We start from the raw sequence: 17967 nt of genomic DNA, 5'->3' as shown, positions 1-17967 counted from the left end.
CGGCGCCGGGAGCCTCCCGGCACGACCCACGATTCAACGATCCTGCCGCCAGCGCTGCGCGCGCGGCAACCGGCGACCCGATTCATGCTTTCGCTGCCCTTCGTCATACTGTGTTTTGTGATGCTCTTCGCGATGCCGCGTTGCCCCGTCAGAACGTCTTCGTCAGTTGTACGTAGAAGCGTGGGAGCTTGTCGTCGCCGGTCGTGTCGGGCGCGGTCGTGCGCCATGCGACCGTGCCCTGCAACGAGAAGCCGCCCGGCGCGGCCCAGAATGCGCCGACCCCCACCCCGCTGCGCGTGATGACGTTCGAGCCCTGGTTCGGCCGCGAACTGGCGTTGTACCAGCCGGTTCCGAAGTCGAAGAAGCCGAACACGGTCGCCCGCGCATCGATCGCAAAGCGGCCTTCGAGCGTGGCGACGAACCCCTCGTCGACCAATGCTTCGGAGGGCGAATAAGCGCGCACCGCGTGCGGACCGCCCAGCAGGAAGCGCGACGAACTGTCGAGCGTGGTCGCGGCCCACTGGCCGGATACGCCGGCGAACACGCTGAACCGCTCGGTCACCGCATTGAGGCGGTTGGCAAAGAAAGTCGCGCGCAGTTCGTTGCCTTGCGTGTCGCGTCCCAACGACGAGGCATCGAGCTGCTCGGCCGCCGCGCTGCGGAAATGCAGGCTGCCGATCAGCAACTCCACGTCGGCGCTGTTGAAGCCGCCGCCGAACAGCGCGTCGCGGCTTTCGTAGCTCAGGCCGATGCTGCCTTCCACGAGCGACCTCGGATTGTGCTGATCGACGACGCCGACGTTGTCGATCAGATCGCGGTATTCGAAATTGACGCGGCCCAACAGGCTCTGATTGCGCGTGCGCACGAGCGGATGCGTGAGCGTGAAGTCGACCACGGTCGCCTCGCCCTGCGCGTCGAGCGAGGCGAACTCCTTGCCGAGCGCGTAGTTGAGCCGCGACACCGCGACCCCGAGGCGCGTGCCTTGCGCATTGAGCGGTGCCTCGTAGCCGACGCGCCCATAGAGCGTGTCGCCGCGCTGGCCGCCGAGTAGCCGCAGGTCGAGGTTGTCGCCGATCATGAACGGCGAATTCAGGCGGGCCAGCGCGCCGAGCCGCCAGGTGCCGCTCGCGTCCGCGCCGAAGTTGTCGAGGTCGACCGCGAAGGTCCAGCGTTTGGCAGGCGCCACGCTGATGGTCAGATCGACCGTGCCGGGCTCCTCGCCCGCCTCGATTGCCGAGGACACCTGAATACCCGGCAGATCGGACAGCAGCAGCATGGTCCGTTCGAGCTCGTGCTGCTGCAGCGGCCGGCCGAGCGGAATCTGCGCGACCCGCTCGCGCAGCAGGTCTTCGCGGATCGGCGTGCCGGCCGCGATGTCGAGCCGCACATGGCCGACGCGCCCTTCGAGCACGCTCAGTTCGACGTTGCCGGCGCTCACGTCCTGCGGCGGGATCACCACCTGGGCCAGCAGATAGCCGCGCTCGCGATACACCTGCGTGATGCGCGCCGCAATCGCTTCGAGGCCGGCAAAGCCGGTCTCCTTGCCGATCCGGTCCTGCACGGGCGCGAGCAGCACGTCGGTGGCGATCGTGTCGTTGCCCTTGAGCGTGATGTGCTTCAGCACGAAGCTCGGGCCGGCCGCGGTGACGGGCGGCGGCGCCGCCTGCGGCACCGCCGGCAACGCCTGGCTGCCGGCCGGCGGGGCGGGACGCGTATCGCGCGGCGCCGTCTGGTTCAGGATGCTGCCCGCGTTCGGCAGCGTCTGTCCCCACGCGAGCACGCTGCCGCAGGACACCGCCGCGGCGATCAGTCGGAGTCTTTTCATCGATGTAGGTCGAGGTGTCGGTTCATCCCTGTTGCGGCCGCGCGATAGTCAGGCGCCAGCCGCCCATCAGATCGAATGGCGCCCAGAAAAACGGATGCGCGAAACGCGGCGTGTGCAGCACCGCCAGTTGCGCGGTGCGCATCGCATCGATCGCCTCATGGCCTTCGGCGAGTTGCGAGTAAAAGGTGCGCATCGTCAGCGCGCTCGATTCGTCGGCGACCGGCCACATCGACACGATCAGGCTCGTCGCGCCGGCATAGAAAAACGCGCGCGTGAAACCGAGAATCTCGTCGCCGCGCGCGATCCGCCCCAGCCCGGTCTCGCAGGCCGACAGCGTGACGAGCGAAACGTTGTTGAGCTTGAGGTTGTAGATGTCCTTGGCGAGCAGCGAGTCGGGGCCGTCGGCGGGCTGCGTCGCCGGCGCGAGCAGGATGCGCGAGTGCAGCGGATCGATCGTGTCGGCCTGGGCGTGGGTCGCCACGTGCAGCACGCGGCCCGCCGGCGCGTTGTCGCGAAAGCTCAGGCGCGTGGCGTCGCCGTGCAGAAACACCTCGTTGTGCGCGAACAGCGGTGCGATCCCCTGCACTTCCGCCTCGGCGCCCGGCAGCGCATACGCGGGCGTGATGGTCGGATTGCCGAACGCGACCAGGTCGCTCGCGATCTTCTGCTGGCGTTGCGCGAGTTGAATGGCGACACTCGCCGACGGCGCGAGCGCGATCGGATGGCGTTCGATCAGGAAGCCGTCGGCATTGTGCAGCGCCTGGAACGGCAGATAGTGCAGCGCGCCGTGCGGCACGATGATGAGCCGCTCGTTCGGGCGCAGGCCGAGCGGCGCGATCAGCAGCGCATCGAGCTTGTCGCCGTAGGTGAGCGCGGCCGGGCGGCGATGCACGATCGCGTTGCGTATGTCGGTCACGGCGGCGTCCATGTCGGCGCGCGCGATCGGCAAGGTGTAGCCGGTCAGGCCGTCGCGACGCACCACCCAGACGATCATCTCCTTGTCGAGGCTGTGGTATTCGACGATCGCCTCGTTCGGCCTGAGCACGGCGCGCGTCGCGGCGAGGCTCGGCACCTGGCCGTTCAGTTGACGGTCGTCGACACCGGCATCGACCCGGTTGCGCACGACGTCGAGCAGCGCCCGCGCGCGGCTGCGCTCGGACAGCATCCACGCGCCCTCGTAGTCGCCGGCGTCGACACTCAATGCGATGGCCTCTTCGAAGACCGTTTGCGTATCGCCGAACAGGCCGGTCTTGAACTCGTCGCTGCGAAACCGCGCGCGGATTTTCTCGGCGTCGTCGACGGCCAGCAGATAGGCTTCGCGCGCATGCGGCTTGTCGTTGAGCGCGAGATCGGCGCGGCCGATGCCTTCGTGAGCCCACAGGCGGTCGTAGTTCGCGTCGCCGGAATTGCCGCTTTGGCCCAGCAGCGCTTCGAACGCGCGTCGTGCATCCTCGGGCTTGCCTTCGGCAAGCAGCAGATTGCCTTCGATACGCTGATACTCGGGGGCAAGTTCCGCCGTGGCCGGCGCGCCGATCGCGTCGAAGGTCTGGCGCGCGCCGGCCGTGTCGCCGGCGGCAAGCTGCGCGTTGATCACCGACATCAGCACGAGCGGCTTGTAGCGCGGCGACGCGGTCGCCAGCGCATCGTTGTAGGCGGCCAGCGCCTCGCGGGGTTTGCCCCGGCGCAACGCGACATCGCCGAGTACCTTGTCGGCCGGCGCGTAGACCTGCTCGGGCGCCTTCGGCGTCGAGGCGAGCGCCTCGCGGGCGTAGCGTTCGGCGTTGTCGAGATCGCCGGCATAGCTGTAGGCGATCGCGAGATCGCGCTTGGAGAGGGCCGCGAGGTCCGCGTTATTGGTCTGCCCGGCGACCACGAGCGCACGCGCGGCGGCGTCGACGCTGTCGCGGAAGTCGCCGCGCTCGGCCGCCGAAACGGACATGCTGCAATAGTCGTAAGCGGGAAGTTTGACGTGATCGCGCGAGAGCAGCAGACGCCCTTCGGCGGTCAATGTGTTGATCGTTTCGGCGTCGCGTTCGCGTTCCTCGGCCTGGCGAAAGCCGAACGATTCGGGGGCCAGCCCCGCGGCGCTGGCGGGCCGCGCCACCGCCGCGGACGCGCCGCCGGCCGCCTGCGCTTGAGGCGCCGCGCCCACCAGCAGCGCGCCGGCCACGAGCGCGCCCGTGAGCCACACCGTATCGATACCCCGGGTCAACGTCACGACAGCGCGCCGGCCGATACCGCGCACGACGCTGTGTGCCATCCCGCTTGATAAGCCTTGGCGCTCGTTCACTTTAACTTCCTGCAAGAAGGCAAAAGGAAGCGGCTGGGACGGAATGCGCGCACAACCCTCGTGTTGCGCGCAGCGATTTTTTGTTACTACCGTGTAAACGAATCATGCGCGCCGATTTTGAAACAGGGAGCGCGCGCCGCGAGCACCGCCCGGCGCGGTTCGCGCTCGTGCGCCGAGCCGTTTTCAAAATGCGGCGCGCTGATTCGTCTTCAAGGGGTGGACGCGCCTGCGCGCGAGGGTGGCGCTCGCGTATGCCGGGCGCGGCCGTCGTCCACTCCAAAGAGCCGAAGCCGATGAGCAGCCCCGACGACAAAACCGTGATCGTGCAACGGCCACCCGCAGCGGACGGCCCACCGGTCGCAAGCGAAAACGCGGACCCCGATCGTACCGTCGTCACCCGCCCTGCCGCGCAGAGCCCGAACGCGCAACATGCGCTCGCCGCCGGCACCCGGCTCGGCGAGTTCGAGATCGTCGAATTGATCGGCGAAGGTGGCTTCGGCATCGTCTATCTCGCCTACGATACCCAGCTCGGCCGCCACGTCGCGCTCAAGGAATACATTCCGGCCGCGCTGGCTTCGCGGGTCGGCGCGGCCGAGGTGTCGGTCAAGTCGGAGCGCCATGAGGAGACCTTTCGCGCCGGCCTGAAAAGCTTCATCAACGAGGCGCGGCTGCTCGCCCGCTTCGATCATCATTCGCTCGTCAAGGTGTACCGGTTCTGGGAAGCCAACGGCACCGCGTATATGGTGATGCCGTACTACGAAGGCATGACGCTGCGCGACGGCTTGCGCCGCCTGCCCGCGCCCCCGGACGAAGCCTGGCTGCGCGCGCTGCTTGCACCGCTGATCGAAGCGCTGGCGGTGCTGCATGCGGCGCAGTGCTATCACCGCGACATCGCACCGGACAACATCATGCTGCTCAAGGGCAGCGGCCGCCCCGTGCTGCTCGACTTCGGCGCGGCGCGGCGGGTGATCGGCGACATGACCCAGGCCTTGACGGTGATCCTGAAGCCCGGCTATGCGCCCATCGAGCAATACGCCGAAGTGGCGGCGCTGAAACAGGGGCCGTGGACCGATGTGTATGCGCTGGCGGCGGTGGTCTATTTCGCGATCGAGGGCAAGACGCCGCCGCCTTCGGTCGGCCGGCTGATGAGCGATACCTATGTGCCGCTCGCCACGACCGCGGCGGGCCGGTATAGCGAGCGGTTTTTGCGCGCGATCGACCACGCGCTCGCCGTGAGCCCCGAGCAGCGTCCGCAAAGCGTTCAGGCACTCGCGAGCGAACTGGGCATTGCGATCGATACGTCCGATGCCGGGCAGGAGGCGCATGACGACACCTCTCGCGCCCCCGTCGATGCGGCGGGCGCCAGCGCGCCAACGGTGCCGCCCGTCACCGTCGCGGCGAAGCGCAACGAGCCCGCGACGGCGGCCGTCACCGCGACTGGCGCCGACGGTCAACAGAAACGCGCGGGGCTGATTGCGGCGGGGGTGGTTGGCGTCGTTGCGCTGGCGGCGGTCGGCACCTGGTTCGCGACGCGCACGCCACCGGCCGCGAGTACTGCTGCGACCACGACAGCGACCACAACCGCGACGGCAACGGCAAGCACCGGGGCTCCCGGTGCAACGACGCCGAAGCCCGTCGACGCCGCGCCGACGACTCCGGCCGATATCGCTCAAAGTCCGGCGACCACGGCCCCCGCGCCGGTCATCGGGAGCACGCCTGCAACGCCCCCCGCCAGCGTCACGCCAACGCCTGCCGCACCTGCTGCGCCTACCGTTCCTGCCGAGTCGGCCGCATCGGCCGACACCCTCGCCCCCTACACGCCCGCCAGCGAGCTGGAGCGGATTGCGTCGCTGGCCGATCCCGCGATTCATGTCACCGCCACGCCGAGCAGCGCGACCGCCACGATCGGCAAGGATCATCTGCAATTCAGACTCGCCAGCAATCGGGCCGGTTATGTGTACGTCTTCATGGTCGATCCGGACGGGCAGTACCTGCTGCTGTTTCCAAACGGACTGGACCGCAACAACCGGATCGCCGCCGCTCAGACGCTCTCGCTGCCGCGCGCGAGCTGGCCGATGCTGGCGGGCAATCCGCCGGGGCCGAATCACTTCCTGACGCTGGTCTCGACGACGCCGCGCGATTTCTCCGACGGCGGACTGAAGCCCGCGGCACCGTTCCAGACCTTCCCCGACGGTGCCCAGCACGCAGCGGCCGCGCGCCGCAGCCCGAGCTACTCGCCGTTCGCGGGCAAGCCGCGCTGCCCGGCCGGCAGCGCGAATTGCACCGGCGAGTTCGGCGCCGCCACATTCACCATCGATGCCGTCAAGCCGTGAGGCTAGCCGCGCGCACGATGTTCGCGATGGCCCGAAGGAGGCCGCATGCAAAAGGTTCCGCTTCTTCTGCTTGCGCTGACCGCCACGCTCGCGGGTTGCGTCAGCAACAATCCTGCGACGAGCGTGGTCCTGGGGGCCACGAGTCATGCGGCGGTGTCGTCGTCGCCGGTCTCGCCGGTCGCAGCGGTATCGACAGGTGAGCAGGCGGCGACGGTATCGGCATCGTCCGCCGCGCAACCCGCGTTGACCGCACCGCCGCTCGCGCAACCTGTCGCGCCGCCACCGCGCATGCCCGCTGCGGCGATGGCGCCGCCAACGGCACAGGCAACGGCTGCGAGCCCGACCGGCGGCGCGGTCAGCGGCGGCACTACTGGCACCACTGGCACCACAACCAGCGGCACCGCCAGCACACCATCCAAACCCGCCCTCGCCAGCGGCTTCGCCACGCGCCACGCGTACTACGAGCCGACCGCGTTCGGCGATCTGCCCGGCTGGGACACCGACGACGTCGCCGCATCCTGGGACGCGTTCCGCCGCAGTTGCCTCGTGCTCGGCGCGCGCAGCGGCTGGTCGGACCCATGCAATGCCGCGCGCGCGGTGGATGCGCGCAACGTCGCGGCCATCCGGCATTTCTTCGAAACGTATTTCAACGCCTATCAGATCCGCAATCCCGACCGCTCGGCCGACGGCACCATGACCGGCTATTACGAGCCCCTGCTCAACGGCAGCCCGCAGTACGGCGGCGCCTACGTCTATCCGCTCTACGGCACGCCGACCGACATGCTCTATCTCGACGCGCGGCGTTTGCCGGACCGCGCGCGCGGCAGCGTGAGCGCGGCGCGCATCGAGGGGCGCAACGTGATCCCGCTCGGCGATGCAACCGGCACGACGAGCGGCGGCGGCAACCCGAAGGGCGTCTATACGCTCGACCTGCGCGACAGCGTGCCGGATATCCGCGACAAGAAGATCCGCCTGCGGCTCGACGGCGAGCGCATCGTGCCGTACTACACCCGCGCCGAGATCGAGCGCGGCGCCTTGAAGGCGCCGGTCCTCGCCTATGTCGACGATCCGGTGATGCTGTATTCGATGCAGTTGCAAGGCGCGGGCAAGGTCCGCATGAGCGACGGCTCGATCCGCCGCTTTGCCTATGCCGAACAGAACGGCCGACCGTTTCTGCCGCCGCTCGCGCACAACGGCAACGCGGCGGCCGGCGCGCGCAAGCTCGTGGTGCGCGGCATGGAGATGCAGGTCGACGTCGGCGACGACGACGCGCCGGCCGCGGGCAACGACGGCGACGCAGCGCCCACCACCGCCGATGACGACGAACCCTCGTCGCCGCTGCTGCGCGGCTTCACACTGGCGACGAGCACGCCGTCGAGCGCGGGCACGATCACGCCGGCCATCGCGGACACCGCCGGCGCGCACAAGCCGGGCAATGCGGCAAGCGCCGCAATCGGTGCAACCGGCGCGCATGACGCGAACGCAACGCGGCCTCGCCCCGTGTTCGCGATCACCGATCCGAGCTATGTGTTCTTCCGCGCGATTCCGGATTCGCCGAATGGTCCGCTGGGCGCGTTGGGCGTGCCGCTGTCGGCGGGACGCTCGGTGGCCGTCGATCCGCGCACCACGCCGCTCGGCGCGCCGGTGTTCGTCTCCACGCGCGACGACCCCGCGGCGCCCGGCGCGGTCAACCGTCTGATGCTGGCGCAGGATTCGGGGGGCGCGATTCAGGGGGCCGTGCGGGCCGACTACTTCTACGGCTTCGGTCAAACCGCGCAGACGCAGGCAAGCCACACCAAGAAACGGCTGCGCATGTGGGTACTGCTGCCCAAAGGCCTGCACATCGCCGCGCAGGAGACCTCGCTGAAAACGCGCGGAGCCGGGCCTGCCGCATCGGATGCCGATTGCCTCGTCAGCGATCCCGTGCTCTGCGTGGACGACACGCCTTAGGCGTGTCGCGCAAAGCGGCGGCGGCTTCGCGTGCGTGGCCGCGGGTGGGCGTGCGTAGCCGCGGGTGGCCGCGGGTGGCCGCACATAGCCGCGGGTGATCGTGCAGGATCCCACATGATCGCGCCAGCCCCCGTGAGGCCGCCCGGCAAGCGCCGAACGCGGCGTGCCGCCGGTGCCGCTTGTGCCGCTTGTGCCGCTTGTGCCGCTTGTGCCGCTTGTGCCGCTCGTGCCGCTCGTGCCGCTCGTGCCGCTCGTGCCGCTCGTGCCGCTCGTGCCGCTCGTGCCGCTCGTGCCGCTCGTGCCGCTCGTGCCGCTCGTGCCGCTCGTGCCGCTCGTGCCGCTCGTGCCGCCCACGCCCCAGCGAGCCTTAGCGTGCCGATGTCATAATCGCGCCAGCGCATTCCGCGCGCGGTCGCGCCCGTCCTCGCGCGCCGACCCGCGCGGCCCCCGTTAAACCCCACGCAGCGCCCGCGCTTTCGGCACGCCGGCGCGCGCATGGAAAGGCGGCCACGCCGCCTTATCAACCGCTTCCGGAGAAGATTTTGAGCGCCCTCGACAACCCCTTGCACGATCAGGAAATCGGCTCGGCCGACGCGACCCAGGACACCACGCGCATCGACGACGTGCGCATCGGCGCGGTCCGTCCGCTGATCTCGCCCGCGCTGCTGCAGGACGAACTGCCGGTGCCGCCCGCGGTGCAGACGCTCGTCGAAAAGACCCGCGTGGAAATCGCCGATATTCTGCATGGCCGCGACGACCGGCTCGTGCTGATCGTCGGTCCCTGCTCGATTCACGATCACGACCAGGCGATCGAATACGCGCACAAGCTGAAGGCCGCCGCCGATCACTACAAGGACGACCTGCTGATCGTGATGCGCGTGTACTTCGAAAAACCGCGCACGACGGTCGGCTGGAAAGGCTATATCAACGATCCGCGTCTGGACGGCAGCTTCCGCATCAACGAAGGCCTGCGTCTCGCGCGGCAACTGCTGCTCGACATCAACGGGCTGGGGCTCGCCACCGCGACCGAATTCCTCGATCTGCTCAGCCCGCAGTACATTGCCGATCTGATCGCCTGGGGCGCGATCGGCGCGCGCACGACCGAGAGCCAGAGCCATCGGCAACTCGCTTCGGGGCTCAGCTGCCCGATCGGTTTCAAGAACGGCACCGACGGCGGCGTGCAGATCGCCGCCGATGCGATCGTCGCGGCGCGCGCGAGCCACGCGTTCATGGGCATGACGAAAATGGGCATGGCCGCGATCTTCGAAACGCGCGGCAACGACGATGCGCACGTGATCCTGCGCGGCGGCAAGAAAGGACCGAACTACGACAGCGCGGCGGTCCAGGCGACCTGCGAGGCGCTCGGTTCAGCGGGTCTGCGCGAACAGGTGATGATCGACTGCTCGCATGCGAACTCGAACAAGTCGCATCTGCGTCAGATCGAGGTGGCGCAGGATATCGCGCGGCAGTTGTCGCAAGGCGAGCGCCGCATCATCGGCGTCATGCTGGAAAGTCATCTGGAAGAAGGCCGTCAGGACCTGAAGCCTGGCGTGCCGTTGCGTCACGGCGTGTCGATTACGGATGCCTGCGTGAGCTGGACGCAAACCGAGCCGGTGCTCGCGATACTCGCCGACGCCACCCGTCAGCGTCGCGCGGGCTGAGCCGCCGCGCGCCTGCGGCAGCCTGGCTTTCGCTGAAAGCCAGGCACACGCGCCACGCCAGCCGCCGGACCAACCTGCCTGTCGGGATTGCCGGGGTTGGGCAGCGCGTGATTCCTCACACCCGATGCCGCGCCTTTGTGCGCCTCACGGCACGCATGGCATGCTGGAGAGCGCAGCGCGCGTCCGGTGCGAAGCGCGTTCCATTACGACGCGTTGACGGCTTCCTTGAACGCCTTGCCCGCGGTGAACTTCACCGTCTTGGCGGCAGCGATCTGGATTTCCTCGCCCGTCGACGGGTTGCGACCCACGCGTGCTGCGCGCGCGCCGGTCGAGAAAGAACCGAAACCGACCAGTTGCACCGTATCGCCGCCCACCACGGCCTTGGTCACCGCTTCGACGATCGCGTCGATGGTCTGGCCGGTGGCCGCTTTGCTTTCGCCCGTCGCTGCGGCGACTGCGTCAATCAGTTCCTGTTTGTTCATAGCACTTCCCGTATGGTAATCATGGAACCGGCGCCCTTTCGAGGCGCCGGGACCGACACACTAACGCATAGCCCCACCTTCGCGCAAACCCTTGGTGTAAGGCTTGTATCGCCGACGCGGGGCACATTTAACGATTTCCCGGCGCAAAGTGCCATAAGAATCGCGGGCTTATGCGTGCCGGCCATTTCGGGCGCGCGCGCCGCACATCACAATCCGTTGCAATTTCAGTGCTTTAGCGCGGACCCCGCGCGTATCGCGGGCCTCGCCGTCATGGCGGGGCGGTTCGCGGCGAGTGCGCTCCACACGTGCGCGATGCTCTGAAAATTTACTTTCGGCAAGCCATTAAAAATCGTGGCGACCGTGCGGCAAGGCCTTCCTGCGCTGTCTTGCCGCCGCCCTACGCGCTGCCGTATCGCGCTTTTTTTGATGCGCGGCCAACCCCGCATGTTGTGGCACTTTGAACATGACACGGCATAAACGACTGGTTTCGCTGCGATCTACGCTCATCATCCGGTAGTACTTACCGGGAAGAATGCGAGCCCGTCTTCGTTTTCCCGGCGTTTCTGCGTGGAGCCCGATGGCCCGTCCGCATCGGCGAGACGGCCCGCTCAAGTTTCGCAGCATCCCGCCGATATAGAAGCGGCGCGGGCCGCGCAAACGTCTTCGAGGGATGGGAATGGTTTGGCTAGCAAGGTTGAGAAAAGCGCTGTCGGTCGCGCAAGGCGATCCGGAAATCGTGCGCGCGCAGTTGCAGGCATTCAGCCGCCAGATACCGCTTCTGTACTTCATTCTGCTCGTCAACACGGCCTCGGTCGCGATCACGCATCTCGATAGCGCGCCGGCCCCGGTGTCGATCTACATGCCCGCGGCGCTCGGCCTGATGTGCATCGCGCGCTGCGTGCGCTGGTGGCGCGTGCGGCATCGCGCGCTGACCCCGGAGCAGGCCGTCGCCGAAATGCACAGCCTGACCTGGCTCGTCGGTCTGTTCGGCGTTGCGTTCTGCGCCTGGTCGCTGCTGCTGTTTCCGTACGGCACCGCCTTCGAGCGGGCCCAGGTCGCGTTCTATATGGCCACGACGCTGGTCGGCTGCGTGTTCTGTCTGATCCATCTGCGCGTGCCGGCGCTGCTGCTGCTTTGCATCGTCATCCTGAGTTTCGCCGTCTTCTTCGTTCTGACGGGCTATCCGGTCTTTATGGCGATGGCGGTCGACATGACGCTCGTGGGCGTCGCGCTCGCGCTCGTCATTCAGCGCTACTGGCGCACCTTCGCCGACGCCGTGCATGCGCAGCGCGAATTGCAGGCGAGCCAGCAGAATACGCAGCGTCTGAGCGACGACAACTTCCGGCTCGCGAACATCGACAGCCTCACCGACCTGCCGAACCGGCGCAGTTTCTTCGCGTCGCTGCGCGAGATGTCGGAGCAGGCCTTCGCCACCGGCGGCAGCTTCAACGTCGGCCTCATCGATCTGGACGGCTTCAAGCAGGTCAACGATATCTACGGGCATTCGAGCGGCGATCTGGTGCTGCAGGAAGTCGGCGCGCGCCTGCTCGCGCTCGACGAACCGGGGCTGCTGTTCGCGCGCCTCGGCGGCGACGAATTCGGCGTGCTCGTGCAGTACAAGCTCTCGAACGACACGCTGATCGAGTTGGGGCAACGCATCTGCGATACGCTGAGCCAGCCGTATCAGGTCGCGGACAACGTCGCGGAACTGTCGGGCACGATCGGCTGGGCCGCGTTTCCCGAAGCGGGGTCGACGGTCGCGCAGGTGTTCGAGCGCGCCGACGCCGCGCTCTACGTCGGCAAGGAAAATCGCCGCGGCATGCCGGTGATTTTCTCGACCGAACACGAGACACGCATTCGCCGCCTGAGTCTCGTCACCCAGGAACTGCGTCACGCCGATCTCGACGCAGAGCTGTTCCTCGAATTCCAGCCGATTTACGATCTGCTCACGCTGCGGCCCATCGGGCTCGAAGCGCTCGGCCGCTGGCAGAACACGCGGCTCGGCATGGTCAGGCCCGAGGAGTTCATTCGGATTGCAGAGCGTACCGAACTGATTCTGTGCATCACCGAAGTGCTGCTGCGCCGGGCGCTCGCCGAAGTCGTGCACTGGCCGCCCGTGCTCTATCTGTCGTTCAACCTGTCGGCGGTCGATATCTCGACGTCGGCACGCGCGCGGCGGCTCATCGATATCGTGCTGGACAGCGGCGTGCCGCCGCATCGCGTGACGTTCGAAATCACCGAGACCGCGTTGACGCGCGATTTCGAACAGGCGCGCAGCGCGCTCACGATGCTCAAGCAGGCCGGCTGCCGCGTTTCGCTCGACGATTTCGGCACCGGCTATTCGAGTCTCAGCTACGTGCACCGCCTGCCGTTCGATACGATCAAGATCGACCGCGGTTTCGTGAGCGACGTCGACTCGAACAGCGCATCGAAGAAGATCATCAAGTCCGTGATCGACCTGTGCCGCAATCTCGGCCTCGAATGCGTGGTCGAAGGACTCGAAACGCCGTTGCAGGCCGAGGTCGTCAAGGCGCTCGGCGCCCGCGCGGTGCAGGGCTATCTGTTCAGCCTGCCGATGCGGGCGAGCGCGGTCGGCACCTATCTGCGCGCCGCGCTCGCACAGGGTCACGCGGCGGAAGTAGAAGCGCAGGGCTAGCCGCGCGCCGCGACGTGCCCGCCATGCGGGCGGGGCAAGGTATGCTTGCGCGAGACGCGGTTGCCCGGCAGCGGGCCATGCTGTTGGGCCGTACTATCCATGCTATCGGGCCGCACTATCGAACCACGCGATCGGGTTGTACTACCGGGCTGCACTACCGGACCGCACTATCTGGTCGCACTTCGGGGCCCCACTTCGGGTCGCACTTCGCAATACCGCACACGAGACATCACGCAGCACGCGCGCCGTTCGCGAGATGGCCGCTCCAGGGGGAACGCATCATGCCGCTTCGTTTGCCGCCGCTGCCCGCGCTTCGCTTTTTCGAAGCGGCCGGCCGGCTCCAAAGTTTCAAGCTCGCCGCGGCGGAGCTCAACGTCACGCCGAGCGCGATCAGTCACGGCATCGTCGGCCTCGAACAGGCGCTCGGCGTCGAGCTGTTCGTGCGCGAACCGCGCGGCATTTCGCTGACGGCGACGGGCGCCGATTATCTGTCGTACGTGTCCGAGGCGTTTTCGCTGATCGCAATCGGCACGCAGCGTCTGCCGAATCATCGCGCGGACCGCCCCATCGCGCTCAGTTGCGCGCCGACCTTCGCCGCACTCTGGCTATTGCCGCGTCTTGCCGGGTTTCGCGCGCGCTGGCCGAACGTCAGCGTGAGCGTGGATACGTCGCATCGTCAGGTGGGCTTTCCGGTGGACGGCTTCGATTTCGCGATTCGCATGAGCCGCGCGCCGGTTGCCGGCATGGCCTGGACGCGTCTGTTCGGCGAGCGTTTCGTGCCCGTGTGCAGCCCCGCCTATCGGCAAACGCTGCTCGACGAGCACGGCACGGCGAGCCTGCAACACGCGACGCTGATTCACGTGAATGCCGCCAGCGAAGACTGGCAGGCGTGGCTCGACGCGACCGGCGCCGATGGCGTCGACGTGAGCGGCGGCCTGCGCGTCGACACGATCCAGCTTGCGTTCGAGGCGGCCAGCATGGGGCTCGGCGTCGCGCTCGGCCGCAAGCCGCTCGTCGACGGCGATCTCGCGAGCGGCGCGCTCGTCGAGGCCTGCGCGAGCACGATCGCGTCGACCACCGCCTACTGGCTCGTCAGCGCCGAAAACGCGGAAAGCGCGATTCGCCGGCCGGAGCTGGCCGACTTCAAGCGCTGGCTCGCCGACTCGGCGGCACAGTTCGATTCGCAGGCCGCGGCGTAATCGCACGGCATGGGCGCGACATAACTGTGGCATAAGCGCGGCATAGGCACGGCACCGGAACAGATGAGCCACGCTCACCTGTCGCCGAAAACTTTTCTTTTGCCGCAGCGGCTGCGGACTGCGAACATGGCGCTCAAGGAGAACCCGCCATGTCGACCACCCATAGCAAGCGCTACCCCGCTGCCTTCCATCCGACGACGACCACGCTCGTGATCGTCGCCGGCGCGCTCGTCCTGAGCGCGGCGATGGGCATCCGCCAAACCTTCGGGCTGTTCATCGGCCCCTTCTCGTTCGATCGCGGCGTACCGGTCACGCAGATCGCGTTCGCAATCGCACTGCACAACCTCGTATGGGGCTTCGCGCAGCCGTTCGCGGGCGCGGCCGCGGACCGCTACGGCTCGGCGCCCGTGGTCGCGTTCGGCGCGACGACCTTCGCGGCCGGCCTCGGGCTCGCGGCGGTCGCGCCGGGCGGCGCCTTGCTGATCGTCGGCATGGGCCTGCTGGTCGGCATCGGCGTGAGCTGCACGACGTTCGGCGTCGTGCTGCCGGCAGTGGGCCGCATCGCCTCGCCGGAAAAACGCAGCCTCGCGATGGGCCTCGTCAGCGCCGGCGGCTCCGCGGGCCAGGTGTTGATGGTGCCGCTCGTGCAAGGCATCCGCCTGCACGCGGGGATCGCGACCTCGCTGTTCGTGCTCGCATTCGTGATGCTGCTGGTCGCGCCGCTCGGTATCGTGCTCGACCGGCGCGCCCCGACACCGGCGGGCGCTCAGCCGCAGGAAGCGCCGGCCATCCCGCTGCGTGCCGTATTCGCGCAGGCCGCGCGCAATCGCGGCTACCTGCTGCTCACGCTCGGCTTCTTCACGTGCGGCTTCCAGCTCGCGTTCATCGCGACGCATCTGCCCGAATATCTGACGCTCTGCCATATGCCGCTCGGACTCGGCGCCACCGCGCTCGCGCTGATCGGCCTCTTCAACATGGCGGGCAGCTGGGCATGCGGCTGGCTCGGCGGCCGCTTCCGGCAGCATTACGTGCTCGGCTGGCTTTATCTGCTGCGCAGCGCGACGATCGGCGTATTCTTCGTGCTGCCGAAAAGCGCCACGTCCGTCGTGCTTTTCGCGGCCGTGATGGGCCTCACGTGGCTCGGCACCGTGCCGCTCACGAGCGGTCTCGTCGCCAAGGTGTTCGGCACGCGCCATCTCGGCAGCCTGTTCGGCATCTGCTTTCTGAGCCATCAGATCGGCTCGTTTCTCGGCGCATGGCTCGGCGGCCTCGTCTTCGATCTGACCGGCTCGTACTCGCTGCTGTGGGAAGCGACCGTTGTCGCCGGCGTGCTGGCCGCGATGCTGCACTTCCCGATCGACGATACGGCGGCGAGCGCGCCCGCGCCGCGCGCCGGCCCTGCGCGCGCCTGAGGCGAACCTCGCTGCGAGCCGCTGCCGCTACGGATACCGAAGCAATCTCAGCCGAGGCTATTTCTTCGGCGTGTCCGCGGCGGCTTTCGGCACGCGCCCCATCAGATAGAACTCGTCGTTCGGACGCATCGAGATCACGTTGGCCATGCGGTTCGACAGGCCGAAAAACGCGGTAATCGCCGCGATGTCCCAGATGTCTTCGTCGGTCAAGCCGTGCCCGCGCAGCGTCCGGAAATCGTCCTCGCCGACCGTGCCGGATGCGCGGCACACCTTGAGCGCGAAATCGAGCATCGCTTTCTGACGCTCGGTGATGTCGGCCTTGCGATGATTGACGGCGACCTGGTCCGCGAGCAACGGCGCCTTTTCGTAGATGCGCAAAATCGCGCCGTGCGCGACGACGCAGTACAGACAATCGTTGAGCGCGCTCGTCGCGACCACGATCATCTCGCGCTCGCCTTTCGTGAGACCGCCTTCCTTCAGCATCAACGCATCGTGATAAGCAAAGAACGCGCGGAATTCGTCGGGGCGATGCGCGAGCGTCAGAAACACGTTCGGCACGAAACCGGCTTTCTCCTGCACCTCGAGAATGCGGGTACGGATATCGTCAGGCCACTCGCCGGGCTCGGGCACCGGGTAGCGGCTGATGGGCTGAAGCGTTGCCATACGCTGTCTCCGTGATGTCCTTCAGGGTGTGGAGATCATTGTAGCAACGCCCTGGCGACGCCATTCGCGCCGAACAAGGTCCGATATCGCCGCGCGCAATCAGGCGGCCGAACATGAACGCGCAGTGCCGTACGATCCGTTGGGGGATGGGTGATGCGGTGCAATGTCGCATCGCTTGTCCCGCACGGTTCGGCTTTCTGATGCCCCATCAAGACAGCCCACCCCAGCCCACCCCTCCCCGCCGCCGCAAAAACCCCGCCGCGCCGATGTGCTTTCACAACGCCGACCCGCTACCTGTGCTTAAATCCGTCTTTCGCGCCGACGCGCGCGCCTGCTTCCGCGAGGCCGCCAGCGTCGCCCGTGCCATGCACCGGCCGGGCGCGGGCGAATTCCCTCTTTTGCTTGCCTTATCAGGAGCGCGGTTGTGTGGCATTTTCCGGTTGCTATTCCAGCCTCTCTCGGCGTGTGGGCCGTGTTCATGAGCGTGCTCGTCACGCAGCTCGGCATGCCGATTCCGGCCGCGCCGATGCTGATTCTCGGCGGAACCATGGCAGCCATGGGACAGACCTCGTACGCCGCCGTGGTGTGCGCGGCGGTCGGCGCTACGCTGCTGGCCGACTCGCTATGGTTTTTCGCCGGACGCGCGTACGGCCGCCGCTTGCTGAACTACCTCGTGCGCTTCTCGCTGTCGCTGGACACGACCCTGCGCGCCACGCGCAACACCTATGAGCGCTATGGCGCGCCGATTCTCGTGGTCGCGAAGTTTCTGCCGGGCGTCGGGCTGATTTCCGCGCCGCTGCTCGGCACGACCGCAATCGGGGTCGGCGTGTTCCTGTGGTGGGACCTGATCGGCGCCACGCTGTGGGCCAGCGCATGGGTCATCGGCGGCGGCGCGCTGCACGATCAGATCGTGCAATTGATGCTGCTCGTGCGGCGCAACGGCGGCACGATCGTCGATACGTTCGCGGTGATCTTCGCGGTAGCTCTGCTCTATCGCTGGTTGCGCCGTTTGCAGTTTCGCCGCTGGCTCGCGCATACGCGCATTTCGCCCGACCAGCTCGACGAGATGATGAAGTCGAACGAGCCGCCGCTGATTCTCGACGCGCGTCCACACACCGTGCGCGAAAAAGAATCGCACCGGATTGCCGGCGCGCGGCCGCTCGACCTCGATTCACCCGATCCGATTCATCCGGACTTTCTGAAGCGGCCGATCGTCGTCTATTGCGTGTGTCCCAACGAGGCGACGGCCAAGCGCATCGTCAAGCAACTGCATCGCAAGAACATTCATCATGTGCGCGCGCTGAAGGGCGGCCTCGATGCATGGGAAAAGCGCGGCTATCCGGTCGAGCCGTTGCCGCCCGACTTCAATACGGCCATGGCGCATATGCTCGAAGACAAGGGCAACGAGGGCGAATATACGGTGCGCGCGCGACTCGCGGAATAGCTATTGACAGCCCATCACACCACTCCTGTCATCGAGCGTCACCCACGACATA

At 67.4% G+C, this 17967-nt stretch carries 12 protein-coding genes; 8 read left to right on the top strand and 4 right to left on the bottom strand.

Annotated elements, in window-relative coordinates:
- Positions 1-148 precede the first annotated feature (148 nt).
- Both F3J19_RS08815 and F3J19_RS08810 read right to left on the bottom strand, forming a co-directional pair.
- Positions 149-1825, bottom strand: a complete 1677-nt coding sequence (locus tag F3J19_RS08815) for a ShlB/FhaC/HecB family hemolysin secretion/activation protein (RefSeq protein WP_167039841.1) — start codon at positions 1823-1825, stop codon at positions 149-151.
- A gap of 22 nt (positions 1826-1847) precedes the next feature.
- On the bottom strand, positions 1848-4085 hold the full coding sequence (locus F3J19_RS08810; protein WP_240158827.1) for a CHAT domain-containing protein: 2238 nt from the start codon (positions 4083-4085) through the stop codon (positions 1848-1850).
- A gap of 323 nt (positions 4086-4408) precedes the next feature.
- On the opposite strand from F3J19_RS08810, the gene F3J19_RS08805 reads away from it, so the two are divergent.
- From F3J19_RS08805 to F3J19_RS08790, 4 genes are all read left to right on the top strand, one after another.
- A complete protein-coding gene (locus tag F3J19_RS08805) occupies positions 4409-6448 on the top strand; it encodes a serine/threonine-protein kinase (protein ID WP_167039840.1) in 2040 nt (679 codons plus the stop codon).
- Positions 6449-6493: 45 nt separating this feature from the next.
- The gene (locus F3J19_RS08800; protein WP_167039838.1) at positions 6494-8398 is read left to right on the top strand and encodes an MltA domain-containing protein; all 1905 of its coding nucleotides are present in this window, start codon (positions 6494-6496) and stop codon (positions 8396-8398) included.
- A 163-nt stretch (positions 8399-8561) separates the two neighbouring features.
- The gene (locus F3J19_RS32365; protein ID WP_205192667.1) at positions 8562-8852 is read left to right on the top strand and encodes a hypothetical protein; all 291 of its coding nucleotides are present in this window, start codon (positions 8562-8564) and stop codon (positions 8850-8852) included.
- 88 nt (positions 8853-8940) lie between these two features.
- Positions 8941-10059, top strand: coding sequence for a 3-deoxy-7-phosphoheptulonate synthase (locus F3J19_RS08790; protein ID WP_275692057.1), 1119 nt, complete (start codon positions 8941-8943; stop codon positions 10057-10059).
- A gap of 203 nt (positions 10060-10262) precedes the next feature.
- Here F3J19_RS08790 and F3J19_RS08785 read toward each other — a convergent pair whose 3' ends face one another.
- The gene (locus tag F3J19_RS08785) at positions 10263-10541 is read right to left on the bottom strand and encodes an HU family DNA-binding protein (protein ID WP_167039836.1); all 279 of its coding nucleotides are present in this window, start codon (positions 10539-10541) and stop codon (positions 10263-10265) included.
- Between the two features lie 676 nt (positions 10542-11217).
- Between F3J19_RS08785 and F3J19_RS08780 the strand changes: the two genes are divergently transcribed.
- The 3 genes from F3J19_RS08780 (at position 11218) to F3J19_RS08770 (ending at position 15808) form a co-directional block, all read left to right on the top strand.
- Positions 11218-13197, top strand: coding sequence for an EAL domain-containing protein (locus F3J19_RS08780; protein ID WP_167039834.1), 1980 nt, complete (start codon positions 11218-11220; stop codon positions 13195-13197).
- A 281-nt stretch (positions 13198-13478) separates the two neighbouring features.
- Positions 13479-14396, top strand: a complete 918-nt coding sequence (locus F3J19_RS08775) for a LysR substrate-binding domain-containing protein (protein ID WP_167039832.1) — start codon at positions 13479-13481, stop codon at positions 14394-14396.
- A 149-nt stretch (positions 14397-14545) separates the two neighbouring features.
- Positions 14546-15808 carry an MFS transporter gene (locus tag F3J19_RS08770; RefSeq protein WP_167039830.1) on the top strand — a complete coding sequence of 421 codons (1263 nt, stop codon included), beginning with the start codon at positions 14546-14548 and terminating at the stop codon, positions 15806-15808.
- Positions 15809-15865: 57 nt separating this feature from the next.
- On the opposite strand, the gene F3J19_RS08765 is transcribed toward F3J19_RS08770, so the two are convergent.
- A complete protein-coding gene (locus F3J19_RS08765) occupies positions 15866-16471 on the bottom strand; it encodes a peroxidase-related enzyme (protein WP_167039828.1) in 606 nt (201 codons plus the stop codon).
- Positions 16472-16895: 424 nt separating this feature from the next.
- On the opposite strand from F3J19_RS08765, the gene F3J19_RS08760 reads away from it, so the two are divergent.
- Positions 16896-17915 carry a DedA family protein/thiosulfate sulfurtransferase GlpE gene (locus F3J19_RS08760; protein WP_167039826.1) on the top strand — a complete coding sequence of 340 codons (1020 nt, stop codon included), beginning with the start codon at positions 16896-16898 and terminating at the stop codon, positions 17913-17915.
- Positions 17916-17967: the final 52 nt, after the last annotated feature.

The sequence above is a fragment of the Burkholderia sp. Ax-1724 genome (assembly GCF_011752995.1).
GTDB lineage: Bacteria > Pseudomonadota > Gammaproteobacteria > Burkholderiales > Burkholderiaceae > Paraburkholderia.
Note: the sequence above shows the minus strand (reverse complement) of the source record. Positions and strands in the feature narration are given on the sequence as shown.